At 44.4% G+C, this 13,173-nt stretch carries 14 protein-coding genes; 7 read left to right on the top strand and 7 right to left on the bottom strand.

The features are described 5' to 3' along the window. Positions 1 to 26 precede the first annotated feature (26 nt). Positions 27 to 1,283 (bottom strand): purine nucleoside transporter PunC, encoded by a 1,257-nt coding sequence (gene punC / locus FLM48_RS11255; RefSeq protein WP_179024706.1) that lies wholly within the window; start codon positions 1,281 to 1,283, stop codon positions 27 to 29. Between the two features lie 120 nt (positions 1,284 to 1,403). Here punC and punR point away from each other — a divergent pair, with 120 nt between their 5' ends. The 6 genes from punR to FLM48_RS11285 all read left to right on the top strand — a co-directional run bounded on the left by punR (position 1,404) and on the right by FLM48_RS11285 (position 4,551). Continuing rightward, the gene (gene punR, locus FLM48_RS11260) at positions 1,404 to 2,306 is read left to right on the top strand and encodes a DNA-binding transcriptional activator PunR (RefSeq protein WP_179024707.1); all 903 of its coding nucleotides are present in this window, start codon (positions 1,404 to 1,406) and stop codon (positions 2,304 to 2,306) included. 126 nt (positions 2,307 to 2,432) lie between these two features. Further along, entirely contained in the window at positions 2,433 to 3,092 is a 660-nt protein-coding gene (locus FLM48_RS11265) for a Bax inhibitor-1/YccA family protein (protein ID WP_179024708.1), read from the top strand. 84 nt (positions 3,093 to 3,176) lie between these two features. After that, positions 3,177 to 3,566, top strand: coding sequence for a sulfurtransferase complex subunit TusD (gene tusD / locus FLM48_RS11270; RefSeq protein WP_179024709.1), 390 nt, complete (start codon positions 3,177 to 3,179; stop codon positions 3,564 to 3,566). A gap of 15 nt (positions 3,567 to 3,581) precedes the next feature. Next, on the top strand, positions 3,582 to 3,935 hold the full coding sequence (tusC, locus tag FLM48_RS11275) for a sulfurtransferase complex subunit TusC (protein WP_179024710.1): 354 nt from the start codon (positions 3,582 to 3,584) through the stop codon (positions 3,933 to 3,935). Continuing rightward, positions 3,932 to 4,219, top strand: a complete 288-nt coding sequence (gene tusB / locus FLM48_RS11280; protein WP_179024711.1) for a sulfurtransferase complex subunit TusB — start codon at positions 3,932 to 3,934, stop codon at positions 4,217 to 4,219. The genes tusC and tusB overlap by 4 nt, the downstream gene beginning before the upstream one ends. Further along, positions 4,213 to 4,551, top strand: coding sequence for a TusE/DsrC/DsvC family sulfur relay protein (locus FLM48_RS11285; RefSeq protein ID WP_179026349.1), 339 nt, complete (start codon positions 4,213 to 4,215; stop codon positions 4,549 to 4,551). The genes tusB and FLM48_RS11285 overlap by 7 nt, the downstream gene beginning before the upstream one ends. A gap of 258 nt (positions 4,552 to 4,809) precedes the next feature. Here the strand turns inward: FLM48_RS11285 and serS are convergent, their stop codons facing one another. From serS to lrp, 6 genes are all read right to left on the bottom strand, one after another. After that, on the bottom strand, positions 4,810 to 6,096 hold the full coding sequence (serS, locus tag FLM48_RS11290; protein WP_179024712.1) for a serine--tRNA ligase: 1,287 nt from the start codon (positions 6,094 to 6,096) through the stop codon (positions 4,810 to 4,812). 19 nt (positions 6,097 to 6,115) lie between these two features. Continuing rightward, on the bottom strand, positions 6,116 to 6,490 hold the full coding sequence (crcB, locus tag FLM48_RS11295; RefSeq protein ID WP_179024713.1) for a fluoride efflux transporter CrcB: 375 nt from the start codon (positions 6,488 to 6,490) through the stop codon (positions 6,116 to 6,118). Then, entirely contained in the window at positions 6,483 to 7,814 is a 1,332-nt protein-coding gene (locus FLM48_RS11300) for a replication-associated recombination protein A (RefSeq protein WP_179024714.1), read from the bottom strand. The genes crcB and FLM48_RS11300 overlap by 8 nt, the downstream gene beginning before the upstream one ends. A gap of 7 nt (positions 7,815 to 7,821) precedes the next feature. Next, on the bottom strand, positions 7,822 to 8,448 hold the full coding sequence (gene lolA, locus FLM48_RS11305) for an outer membrane lipoprotein chaperone LolA (protein WP_179024715.1): 627 nt from the start codon (positions 8,446 to 8,448) through the stop codon (positions 7,822 to 7,824). 48 nt (positions 8,449 to 8,496) lie between these two features. After that, entirely contained in the window at positions 8,497 to 11,061 is a 2,565-nt protein-coding gene (locus FLM48_RS11310) for a DNA translocase FtsK (protein ID WP_179024716.1), read from the bottom strand. A 198-nt stretch (positions 11,062 to 11,259) separates the two neighbouring features. After that, complete coding sequence (gene lrp, locus FLM48_RS11315) at positions 11,260 to 11,763, bottom strand: leucine-responsive transcriptional regulator Lrp (protein WP_028775128.1); 504 nt, start codon at positions 11,761 to 11,763, stop codon at positions 11,260 to 11,262. A 180-nt stretch (positions 11,764 to 11,943) separates the two neighbouring features. On the opposite strand from lrp, the gene ald reads away from it, so the two are divergent. Continuing rightward, complete coding sequence (gene ald, locus FLM48_RS11320; protein WP_028775127.1) at positions 11,944 to 13,059, top strand: alanine dehydrogenase; 1,116 nt, start codon at positions 11,944 to 11,946, stop codon at positions 13,057 to 13,059. The last annotated feature ends 114 nt before the right edge of the window (positions 13,060 to 13,173 follow it).

The following is a 13,173-nucleotide window of genomic DNA, read 5'->3' on the forward strand; positions in this document are numbered from 1 at the left end:
GATAGGTTTGAGTGGTTAACTTGCAATCAATCGCCTTTATTAACTTGATCTGACAGTGCAATTCTAGCCGGATCCGGTTTACAAAAATTCTGCTTAAGTTGTTGCCAGTGTTCGAGTTGGCTTACCTTAAATCCAAGTAAAACACCGATAGAACAGATAACTATGCCCACACCTATCGCGACCGTTGTATGTTCGGCAAACATAGCCACCACGCTTGATGCTCCAAAAGCGATGCTTATTTGTAAAAAGTTCTGTAACCCTGCTGCCTTAGTCGCATCATCCTTAAAGGTCTGCAGCGCATTATTAACAACGATTGGATAAATTGCACCGTTCGCCGCGGCTAATAGCGCAAAAATCACTAGCAAAGGCATCAAAGTAGCAACGGGCAACAGTAAGGTTACGCTGGCAATAGCAGCGACACACAAGAAGAACACGCCAAGCAACGCTTTTAACGCTACGCTCGCCCCGAGTTTTCTGATCAACAACTTACCACTGTAACCACCAACAATGAACATCACCGTTTGCGGAATAAAACTTAAGCCAATTTCGCTGGCACTGTAACCGTAATGCTCCATAGCAATGGGCCATACCGTTAAGTAAGAGAAAAAAGCACCGGAACAAGCACCAAAAATAATGACATTACCCAAATAGCGTGGCGACTGCAGTAATTGTCGGTAGCTTTTACCTTTTTCACTGACCTTACTCGGATTAGGCTTTTCTTGACTGACAAAGCCGACTGTCGCTAATACCAATACCAAAGCCAATACCGCTAAAATCAAAAAGATAGTTTGCCAACCAGCGATGCCCAGAACAAATGCACCTAAAAGTGGCGCCAATGCTGGAGACAGTGCTACCAAAGGCATAATATTGGAAAAAACTTTCTGCGCTTTATCTGCATCATATTTTTCAATGACGATTGCTTGCCAAATCACCCCTGCACTGCAGGCACCAATGGCTTGCACAAAACGAGCAAGGTTAAACACAAATATCGATTCAGCATTTGCAAGTATCACACTTGCGACAGCAAACAAAACCATGCCAACGATTAAACTGTAACGTTTACCAATTTTGGCAACTAACGGGCCATATAATAGCTGGCCTATTGCAAGGCCGGCTAAGAAGGCAGTTAACGAACCGGCAACCTGTGCTGCACTAGCTTGCAACGAGACCTCAATAGATTTGAATGCAGGTAGGTACATGTCTGTCGCAACAAATCCCAACATGCTAAGTAATGCCAAATAGGCTAAAAACACGTAATATTGCGTTTTGGGGAACACTTTCATTGATTAAATACACTAACTAAAAAAATAGAACGCGCAGTCTAAAGACTTGATATATGAATGTGAAACGTTTATTTTTGCTTATAGCGTTCAAATATTCTCACAGCAAAAGGGATGATGCATATGTTCACCGAACAAACAATGCAACTAATTGATATGGTTGCCAGAGTCGGAAGTTTCACCGCCGCAGCTAATAAATTGCATAAAGTGCCCTCAGCAGTTAGTTACGCAGTAAAACAAGTAGAAGAAGAGCTTGGAGTCGTGTTGTTTGAGCGGCACCACCGCAGTGTCAGCCTCACCCCCGCGGGCGAACACTTTGTACAACAAAGTCGAACCATGCTCACCAATATGGCTAAGCTCAGAGAGAATACTCAACGCGTTGCCAATGGCTGGCAGCCTACTCTCTCCATCGCCCTAGATAACATAGTTAGAGCAGACAAGCTTAGCGCACTAATTGCTAACTTCTATCGCAATTTCGATAATGTGGAACTGATCATTCGAATAGAAGTTTTCAATGGCGTATGGGAAGCGATCGCATCCGGGCGCAGTGATATTGCCATTGGTGCCACCACTGCTATCCCTGTTGGTGGTGATTATCACTTCAGAGACATGGGTGAAATTGAGTGGGCGTTTTTGGTCAGTAAAAACCACCCTTTAGCGGCAATAGATACGCCTCTAGAAGATGAACAGCTTAAGCAATATCCATCTATTTGCTTAGAAGATACTTCTAGAGAGATCCCCAAACGTATGACTTGGCTACTAGAAAACCAACGCCGCCTTGTCGTACCGGATTGGATTAGAGCGATTAACTGTTTTCGAGAAGGCTTAGGCATAGGTTATATGCCGATGCATTTCGCAGCGCCATTTATTCAAAACGGCACCTTGATCCAAAAGCAACTTGTTCGCCCGAAAGCCCCTAGCCCCTGTTGTTTAGCCTGGAACAGTGCCAACCAATCTCCTGCTATGCAATGGGTCCTTGAGTATCTGGGCGATACCGAAAAACTGCAGCGAGATTGGTTTAACTAGTATTATGCTGGTTAGGCACTTTAAGTCATTGGGCAGCTAAGGTATGATTTAGCTAATTAATTGCATTTTGCTTACTTAACTAAACGACTAAGTTTGCAAAGCATCGTCCGGTTTATGGAGACCACAATGAGACAAGAAACACTTCACGCTAGCCAAAGTTCAACAATGGAAGTGAACAAGCTGCTAAAAAACACCTACATGTTGCTGTCTATGACTTTGGCGTTTTCTGCAGTTTGCGCTGCATTAGCCATGGCGATGCAGATTGGGCCTATGATGTCGATTGGTCTATCGCTAGGCAGCCTAGTATTGTTGTTTGTGACACTGAAAAAAGCTGAAGGCGCATCAGGTCTAATCTGGATTTTCGCTTTCACCGGTATGCAAGGAGCATCACTCGGTTACATACTCAATCATTACGCAGGCTTGGCAAATGGCCCGCAGTTAATTATGCAAGCGTTTGGTCTAACATCAGTCGTTTTTGTCACCCTATCAGCCTATGCCATCACCACTAAGAAAGATTTCTCTTTCATGCGTGGCTTTTTACTTGCTGGTTTAGTTATCGCCATCGTAGCGGGTATCGCCAACATCTTCATCGGCAGCGGTGTGGTATTTATGGCGCTTAATGCAGGTATAGCACTTTTGATGACCGGTTTTATTTTGTACGATACCAGTCGCATTGTGAATGGCGGTGAAACTAACTATATCCGCGCAACCATCGCACTATTCCTAGATTTCTTAAACTTATTTGTTTCTATCTTGCATTTAATGGGTATGGGTAACGACGATTAATCCCAATTTTAAAAAGAGATAGTATAAAATGGCTCCCTTCGGAGCCATTTTTCATTACAGATACCTAAAGCTATATAAGTGACAATGAGTAAACTCATCATTCAAGTTAATCAACCCGCTTATGGCAAACAAACCAGCTATACAGCGTATAAATATACTGAAGCAGCCCTCAAGCAGGGCCATGAAGTGATTTGCGTGTTCTTTTATCTAGACGGCGTACACAACAGCTCAGCCTTACACCTACCCGCATCGGATGAATTTGATTTGGCAGGCGCCTGGCAGGAACTTAGCGAACGACACAATGTTAAACTAGTCAATTGTGCATCAGCTGCTCTACGTCGTGGGATAATTTCGCAAGCCGAAGCAAAGGATAATCAGCTGTCTCACTGGAACCTTCACAGTCGATTTACTATGGGCGGTTTAGGTGAGCTTGTCACTGGCATTGAGCATGCCGATCGTTTAATCAGTTTTTAAAGTAGGTTAACTTAGATGAAGAAGTTGCTAATCATTTTTAGACACAGCCCCCAAGGCAGCAGTGCCAGTCGTGAAGGGTTAGATGTCGCTTTATTGAGCGCGACATTTGAGCAGCAAGTCACTATTTTATTTTGTGATGAAGGGGTCTATAACTTACCCAAACAACAGGCTGCCTTAACGGGCAACCGCGATTTTTTATCTACTTTTAAAGCGTTACCTATGTATGATATTGACGACGTATACGCCTGCCAATCAAGCTTAAAGCGTTATGGCGTTGACGCGGCTCAAAGCCCATTTTCTGTAGACGTTATCGATGAAACGGCCATTAAACAGCAAATTAATCAGGCAGATGAGGTATTAGTATTTTGAACGTACTACATCATATCTCAACATCAACAAACCAAGACAATGCGTTAGCTGTTTGCCTTGCTTATGTTCAGCAAGATGACACCATTGTATTAAGTGGAGATGCAGTTTACCCAATAGCACAAGGTCTTCCACAGCATGACTCTCTGCATGAATATAGCGTCAAATTACTTGAAAATGATGTTGTGGCCCGCGGGCTTAGCGAACATTACCAAAACCATCAGCTTATTTGCTATGATGAGTTTGTATCATTAACCCTAGCTCATAAGAAGGTCATTAGCTGGTGAACCATATCGAAGTTGCAGGACAACACCTAGCCACAGATAAACAAGGATACTTGCTTGATAGCCAGGTTTGGACTGAACAAGCCGCGCAAGTTATCGCAGCGAAAGAAAATATCACCCTAACGGAAGCCCACTGGGAAGTTGTCAATTTTGTACGGGAGTTTTATCTTGAATACAATACCAGCCCGGCTATTAGGGTGCTGGTGAAAGCGATGAAGCAATCGTTTGGAGAAGAGAAAGGCAACTCCAAGTATCTTTATAAATTGTTTCCTGTTGGCCCTGCCAAGCAAGCGACCAAAATTGCCGGCTTACCTAAACCGGCTAAATGTATTTAGCCAAGATATAAAAAAACCTAGCTATGGCTAGGTTTTTTATTAGGCGCTTATGCCAGATTTTGTAATACCACCCATAAGGCTTCGCCAAAGGTGGCAAACATGATTCCGCCAAAGACACAAATGACCGCTACATAAGCAAGCCACTGAAAATAGCGACTTCCCTTATTCATCATTCATTCCACAACTACTCGACTAACACTGCCCCGATAGACCGTGATACATCACTTAACTACCTTGTGATATATCACGAAGCTGGTTTTAACCAATAACCTCTGTACCGCCCATATAAGGACGTAACACTTCCGGTACTGTGATTGAGCCGTCTGCGTTTTGGTAGTTTTCTAATACCGCAACTAAGGTACGACCTACCGCCAAGCCTGATCCATTCAGTGTATGCAGCAAAGCCGGCTTTTTAGCTGATTTCGCTTTGTACCTTGCTTGCATACGGCGCGCTTGGAAATCTTGCATATTACTGCAAGAAGAGATCTCACGGTAAGTTTTTTGTGCAGGCAACCAAACTTCAATATCAAAAGTCTTAGCTGCACCAAAGCCCATATCACCGGTACATAACACCACTGTACGGTAAGGCAAGCCTAATTTTTGTAGTACGGTTTCAGCATGACCAGTCAGTGATTCAAGTGCAGCCATTGAGTCTTCTGGCTTAACCAACTGAACCAATTCAACCTTGTCAAACTGATGCTGGCGAATTAGACCGCGGGTATCACGTCCATAAGAGCCGGCCTCACTACGAAAACAAGGAGTGTGCGCAGTGAGTTTTACCGGTAACTCTGCTTCATCGATAATCGTATCGCGAGCAATATTGGTCAGTGGGACTTCAGCTGTTGGGATCAGGCTTAGACCCTGCCCCTCTTCTGTTGCAGGCTGGGTATGAAACAGATCTTCGCCAAATTTTGGTAGCTGGCCAGTACCCAGTAAGCTGTCTTCATTAACAAGCAAAGGCACATAAGTTTCAGTGTATCCATGCTCTGTGGTGTGCAGATCTAACATAAACTGGGCCAATGCACGATGTAGTCGCGCGATCTGCCCTTTCATGATAATAAAACGAGAACCCGTTAATTTAACCGCATTCTTAAAATCTAACCCTTGCAGTGCTTCACCTAAATCAACATGATCTTTAACTTCAAAATCAAACTGTTTTGGCTCACCCCATTTGCGGATTTCCACATTGTCATTTTCATCAGCACCGTGTGGCGCCGACTCATCTGGAATATTAGGCACACTCATGGCAATGGCATTTAGCTCTTCTAGCAGCGTGGCTAATTCAGATTTTTTCGCATCAAGCTGCGCACCTAAATCACCCACCTGAGCCATGATCGGCGCAACGTCTTCGCCTTTGGCTTTTGCTTGGCCAATAGATTTTGAAATGGCATTACGTGAAGCTTGTAGCTCTTCGGTAGCAACTTGCAAAGACTTACGCTTCTCTTCAAGTTTGCTTAATTTGTCTACGTCTAAAATGAAGCCACGAGTTGCTAGACGTTCCGCTGTTGTAGCAAGTTCAGTTCTTAAGAATTTTGGATCTAACATGTTATTGTTTCTTATCTATTTAAATACGTGAAAATACTAATTGCTGACCGAGGTATACCATAAAAATACACAGGCTCAAATTCAGCGCAATGTTCAAAAATGCTTTTATCCACTGTGCCGATTGAATCAACAACAGCGTTTCATTCGAAAAAGTTGAAAACGTGGTTAGCGCACCTAACAGTCCAACTCCAATCATGGCTTTTATTTCAGGACTGACTTCGCTGACCTGACCAAGCGCATAGATGATCCCCATCATAAAGGCCCCTAAGACATTGACGATAAGTGTACCAAAAGGGAAACCAGAGCCAAATAGCGAAATCGCCAAAATTGAAATTAGATACCGAAAAACCGCACCTATCGCACCACCCATCGCCACATAGAGAACATTAATCATACCGTTTACGCTCACTAAGTTGATCTAACTCATCCAGTTGCGCCAATTTAGCACGAATACGTTTTTCAAACCCGTGCTCAGTTGGATGATAATATTGCGACGATTGGATCTCTTTTGGAAAGTAATTTTCACCTGCCGCATAGTGATTGGCTTCATCATGGGCATAGCGATAGCCTTCACCATAACCCAACTCAGCCATTAATTTAGTTGGCGCATTGCGTAAATGGTGTGGTACAGGCAGGTGCCCTGTTTCTTTAGCAGCCGCCCTAGCCGCCTTAAATGCACTGTAAACGGCGTTGCTTTTTGGGGCACTGGCCAGGTAAATGACTGCTTGTGCCAAAGCGCGCTCGCCCTCTGCGGGTCCAACCCGATGAAAGCACTCCCAAGCATTAAGAGCTACAGTCATCGCAGTGGGATCGGCATTACCGATATCCTCTGACGCTATCGCTAATAATCGCCGACCGATGTAAAGCGGATCGCAGCCACCTTCTAACATACGGCAATACCAATAAAGGGCCGCATCGGGCGCTGAGCCACGAATCGACTTATGCACCGCGGAGATTAGGTCATAATATTGATCGCCGCTTTTATCAAAACTCGCCAACGATTCGCCGGCAACTTCTGCTACTAACTCTGCGGACAAGTTTTGGCCATCGTCGACCATATCACTCATTAATTCGAGTAAGTTAAGCGCTCGGCGTGCATCACCATTGCAAGCATTTGCGAGCAACTCAGCAACATCATCAGCTAAAACTAAGCCTCTTTTGCCCAGTCCCCGCTCAGCATCATTGAGCGCTTGGTGCAAGATTTGAATAATCTCAGATTGCTGCAGGCTTTTAATAATGTAGGTACGCGCCCGTGACAATAATGCATTATTGATTTCAAACGAGGGATTTTCAGTGGTGGCACCGATAAAAATCACCGTGCCATCTTCAATGAAGGGTAAAAAAGCATCTTGCTGGCTTTTATTGAAGCGGTGGACCTCATCAACAAACAACAAGGTACGTTGACCTCGAGATTGCGCTACACTTTTAGCGTGCTCAATCGCGGCTCTGATCTCTTTTACACCCGAACTTACAGCAGAAATCCTTTCAACATGGGCGTTGGTATAGTGTGCTACCAGTTCGGCTAACGTGGTTTTTCCGGTGCCCGGCGGCCCCCAAAACATCATCGAGTGAGCACGACCAGACTCCAACGCCTGCCTTAGTGGTTTACCTTCAGCTAACAGGTGCGACTGACCAATATACTGCTCAAGTGTAAGCGGCCGCATTCTTGCCGCTAGCGGCCTGAAATCAGGTGCGAAGTCAAAACTTAGACTAGACAAGGTTTAATTAGTCCACTGACTTTAGACGTTGATCGTCAATATCTACGCCCTCTGGTACAGTAAAATGAAACAACGAGCGATCATCATCGGATAACGCTTGTTGTTCAGTTAAAGTAAACTGACTTAAGTTCCCTTGCTGATCTTCCAGCTCCATACTCGTAAGTGTCGTGTCGTTAAAACAGACAGAGACCTTAACTACGCTGGCGTCTAGCGATTTCGGCTTAATATCAAAACAATCATCACGTTGTACCACGTGATAGGCTTGCCATGTTTGCTCATCACGATGCACTAACAGAGCAATAGGCGATGCGTTGATGGCATCATTTAAATCAAGTACAGAGACTTCTTCGGCAAACGGGTTATATATCCAAACATCGGTTCCGTCAGCTACGATGAGTGACTCGTCCGGTTGCTGCAAGTGCCAGTAAAATTGGTTAGGCACTGCCAGTGCAAACACGCCGCTGCCCTGCTGGATCAGTTTGTCATTGACGTCAGTCACGCTTTGTTGAAACTGAGACTGCATGGTATCTAATGCAGCCAACTTATCTTTTAACGCTTGTGCATCTTCGGCAACAACCTGGCTAGCCCAGAGTACGGGCAATAATCCACAGCAGGCTTTTACAAAATTACTCATGTTGGTTCCTTGGTAGCACTGAGTGCCATTTAAATTCTGATTCTATTATTAGAAGTCTTTTGGTGGCGGTGGCGCGAGTACCTCTCGGTTACCGTTATGCCCTTGGGGGCTTACCACACCCGCAGCTTCCATTTGCTCAATGATCCGCGCCGCGCGGTTATAACCAATCTTGAACTTACGTTGCACACTAGAAATCGAACCTCGACGGGTTTCGGTAACAAATGCCACCGCTTCATCATAGAGTGCGTCGGTGTCTTCATCTGATACTGACGCCTCACCGGGTAGCAGCACTTGCTCACCTTCTGCACTACCTTGCAAAATCTCATCGATATACTGCGGTTTGCCACGTGCATGCCAGTCAGCGACAACAGCATGAACTTCGTGGTCATCAATAAATGCGCCATGGACACGGATAGGAACGCTAGTTCCCGGTGGCAAATAAAGCATATCACCCATACCTAACAAGGTTTCTGCACCTTGTTGATCTAAAATAGTTCTAGAGTCAATACGAGAGGATACTTGAAACGCCATACGTGTAGGAATATTGGCTTTAATCAAACCGGTAATCACGTCAACAGAGGGACGCTGGGTCGCCAAGATAAGGTGTATGCCTGCCGCACGGGCTTTCTGGGCTATACGGGCAATAAGCTCTTCTACCTTCTTACCCACAATCATCATCATGTCGGCAAACTCATCAACAATTACCACAATTGATGGCAGCTTATCTAACTCTGGTGCGGTTTCTTCCATACCATCGCTAGCTCGCCAAAGCGGATCGGTGATCACTTCGCCATTATCTTTAGCTTGCTTAATTTTTGCGTTATAGCCTTTAAGGTTACGCACTCCTAGCGCCGACATTAGCTTGTAACGCCGTTCCATCTCACCCACACACCAACGCAGCGAGTTCGCCGCTTCTTTCATGTCGGTCACCACTTCACATAATAGGTGCGGTATCCCTTCATAAACCGATAATTCAAGCATCTTGGGATCGATCATGATAAATCGAACATCATCGGGTCCGGACTTATACAATAAACTGGTGATCATGACATTGACGCCCACGGATTTACCCGAGCCAGTAGTACCGGCTACCAGTAAATGTGGCATTTTGCCCAGATCGACCACTACCGGCTCACCGGCGATATCTTGTCCCAATACCATACTTAAGTGAGAGGGATGATCAGCAAATGCCTGGCTATCTAAAACATCGCGCATAAATACCGTTTCTCGGAATTTATTGGGTAACTCTAAACCGACGTATGCCTTACCGGGAATCACTTCAACCACGCGCACGCTTTCTGCTAGCAGTGAACGGGCGAGATCTTTTGATAAATTGGTGATTTTTGAGGCCTTAACACCCGGCGCGAGTTCTAGCTCGAAGCGGGTTACCACCGGACCTGGAAATACCCCCACCACTTTGGCCACAATATTGAAGTCTGCCAGTTTGACTTCGACTAACCGCGCGACTTGATCCAACTCTTCTTGGCTAATCGGATTACTCTTACGATTAGGCACATCTAAAAGCGATATTTCTGGTAGAGGCGTAATGGGCTTAGCTGGCACTTCACTGTCGCTACCTGGCAGCACGACAATGCCGTCGACTATTTTTGCACTGTCATTTTGCTTATCTTTTGCCAGTTTAGCGACGCTAAGTGCCCCACTTGATTGCTGCGAGTCAAAATCGATGGTGTCATCGTCTGTATCGGTAGTAACCGCAACCTGAGTTTCTACGCTTTCAGCGTCAGGCTCATTGGCGCTAAAAGGCACAATATCGTCATGATTAAGGGTAGGCTCTGCACGTCGACCCCGAGTGAAGCTGTCGACATCCACAGCATTTTCGCCGTTAATGTCGCCATGTTCTAGCTCGTCACGCGCTTGTTCATCATCTTGCTCTGAATAGTCGAGCTCGGCTGCCGTTTTTTCTAGTTTGCGTTGTTCGCGCTTTTCTTTGAACTTATCGACTACAGACATAAATCCGCGAGTATCTTCCGTTTCCTCGTCGTGATTTAACTTCTTAGGTAATGCAATAATGGATTTAATAAGCCATATGGTGCCAAAGCCGGTAAGTTCTACCACAGTTAGCCAGCTCACACCGGTTAATAAAGTGAAGCCTGCTCCGACAAAACACAGCAGTAATAAAGTTGTCCCTAGCTGGTTAAAATACGGCAGCATGGCCTGGCCTATGACATCACCACACACACCACCGGCTGAAAATGCGTATATATCATTGGCATTCATACTGGCAAGCGCCGCAAGGCTGAAAATGATGAGTAAGAAACCAATAAGCCTTAACCCAACTGAAAAATAATCAATTTCCAATAACTTATGAGTACGTTTAAACAGTAACCAACCCGTAAGCGCCATAATGACTGGAATGATATAAGCGGTATAGCCAAACATGTAAAATAGTACGTCTGCCATCCATGCACCCACCGCACCTGTGACATTTTGTATGTCCCCATCAAAATTAGACTGACTCCAGCCTGGGTCTGACGAATGGAAACTACTTAATGCCAACAAAACATAGGTCGCGAGCATGCAGCACAGAATAAGGCCGCCTTCGAGTAGGCGTTGCACTCCGCTCAAGGTTTTAACACTATTTCCCTTAGACAAACGAAAACCATAGTAAATAAATGACAGGTAGGCTAAAGATACCAAAAAAGCCTTAAGATGTGCAGCGATTTAGCCTTTGTTAATCACAATTAGTGGCTATTTTTAGGCAGTTGCAGATAAAACACACAATGTAAGCAAGCTACTGACAGGCATAAAAAAAGGAACCCTATAGGTTCCTTTTATTACTACAAAAGAAAGTTAAGATTCTAAGGTCACATTGATCGCGACTTTATTAGTTTGCTTAACTTCCTCCATTACCACGTAGGTACGGGTATCGGAGACAGAAGGTAATTTTAGTAACGTTTCACCCAAAAGGCGACGGTATGCTGACATGTCAGATACTCGAGTCTTCAACAAGTAGTCGAAGTCGCCTGATACAAGATGACACTCTTGAATGTCATCAAGTAACTGAACTGCGCGATTGAACTTATCAAACACTTCTGATGTATCACGATTAAGCGTAATTTCAACAAATACTAACAGTGAAGCGCCAAGAAAATGCGGATTCACTAGTGCAGTATAACCGTTGATATACCCTTGTTTTTCAAGTCTTTTAACCCTTTCCAAACAAGGTGTAGGACTAAGACCTACACGCTTTGAAAGTTCAACATTTGAAATGCGACCATCAATTTGCAATTCATTAAGTATGTTACGATCTATACGATCTAAGTCTTTTATAGGACTCTTTTTATTATTAACCATATTATTAACCTTGTTTTATCACTAAAACAATATTTATTGCTACGTATGTCAAAACTTCAGCAGCATTAACTGCTGAACTGATACTATACTAGATTTCCCTGAAACAATCACGTTCAGGACACGACAAAATAACAATTTGACCCACAAATCATGGGTTTTTATGCAATTTGAGGCTTGAAGATGATAATTGGTGTACCTAAAGAAATCAAAAACCACGAATATCGTGTTGGCATGGTTCCATCAAGCGTACGTGAACTGACCGCCAAGGGTCATGACGTGTTTGTAGAAACTAGTGCAGGTTCAGGCATCGGATTTAGTGATCAAGATTATATCAATGTCGGTGCAGTGATTTTAGATACGGCCGCTGAAGTATTCGCTAAATCAGAAATGATCGTAAAGGTAAAAGAACCTCAAGCAGTTGAACGTGCTATGTTGCGTGAAGACCAACTGTTATTTACCTACCTTCATTTAGCGCCTGATCTACCTCAAACAGAAGATTTGATTAAAAGCGGTGCAGTGTGTATCGCTTATGAAACAGTAACAGACGACCGTGGTGCCCTTCCCCTACTTGCACCTATGTCTGAAGTTGCCGGCCGCATGTCTATCCAAGCTGGTGCCATGGCACTAGAAAAGTCTGTTGGCGGACGCGGCATGCTACTAGGTGGCGTACCGGGTGTTGAACCTGCAAAAGTTGTCATCATTGGTGGCGGTATGGTGGGCACCAACGCCGCACAAATGGCAGTAGGCCTTGGCGCTGATGTTGTTATCCTAGATCGCAGCATTGACGCGTTACGTCGTTTGAACGCCCAGTTCGACAACAAAGTTAAAGCGATTTATTCAACTGCTGATGCTATTGAGAAACATGTACTTGAAGCTGACTTGGTCATTGGCGGTGTATTAGTTCCAGGTGCAGCAGCGCCTAAACTGGTAACCAAACAGCATATTGCTAGCATGAAGCCAGGCTCTGCGATTGTCGATGTGGCAATCGATCAAGGTGGTTGTATTGAAACCTCACATGCAACGACTCACCAAGACCCAACTTATATTGTTGATGATGTTGTTCACTATTGTGTTGCTAACATGCCAGGTGCAGTAGCACGTACCTCAACATTTGCACTAAACAATGCCACCCTACCTTACATCATTAAGTTAGCGGATCTTGGTTACCGTAAAGCACTATTGGCTGACAAGCACCTGCTAAATGGCTTAAACGTCATGCACGGTAAAGTAACCTGTAAAGAAGTTGCTGAAGCACTAGACTTTGAATTTGTTGAGCCAACAGTCTTGCTAAACTAATGCAATAATAATTCAGATTTTAAGGGAGCATCATGCTCCCTTTTTTCGATTAGCTTAATCTAAAAGAATCTAAAGCCAAGTCTTTACCGTTCCAGCTAAATTTCCTACAATCGC

The sequence above is a fragment of the Shewanella sp. Scap07 genome (genome assembly GCF_013394145.1).
In the GTDB taxonomy this organism is placed as follows: Bacteria; Pseudomonadota; Gammaproteobacteria; order Enterobacterales; family Shewanellaceae; genus Shewanella; species Shewanella waksmanii.

Bases quoted from the DNA above. Each gene is read 5' to 3' on its own strand.
- punC (WP_179024706.1), bottom strand. From the start codon at position 1,283: ATGAAAGTGTTCCCCAAAACGCAATATTACGTGTTTTTAGCCTATTTG.
- punR (WP_179024707.1), top strand. From the start codon at position 1,404: ATGTTCACCGAACAAACAATGCAACTAATTGATATGGTTGCCAGAGTC.
- FLM48_RS11265 (WP_179024708.1), top strand. From the start codon at position 2,433: ATGAGACAAGAAACACTTCACGCTAGCCAAAGTTCAACAATGGAAGTG.
- tusD (WP_179024709.1), top strand. From the start codon at position 3,177: ATGAGTAAACTCATCATTCAAGTTAATCAACCCGCTTATGGCAAACAA.
- tusC (WP_179024710.1), top strand. From the start codon at position 3,582: ATGAAGAAGTTGCTAATCATTTTTAGACACAGCCCCCAAGGCAGCAGT.
- serS (WP_179024712.1), bottom strand. From the start codon at position 6,096: ATGTTAGATCCAAAATTCTTAAGAACTGAACTTGCTACAACAGCGGAA.
- crcB (WP_179024713.1), bottom strand. From the start codon at position 6,490: ATGATTAATGTTCTCTATGTGGCGATGGGTGGTGCGATAGGTGCGGTT.
- lolA (WP_179024715.1), bottom strand. From the start codon at position 8,448: ATGAGTAATTTTGTAAAAGCCTGCTGTGGATTATTGCCCGTACTCTGG.
- lrp (WP_028775128.1), bottom strand. From the start codon at position 11,763: ATGGTTAATAATAAAAAGAGTCCTATAAAAGACTTAGATCGTATAGAT.
- ald (WP_028775127.1), top strand. From the start codon at position 11,944: ATGATAATTGGTGTACCTAAAGAAATCAAAAACCACGAATATCGTGTT.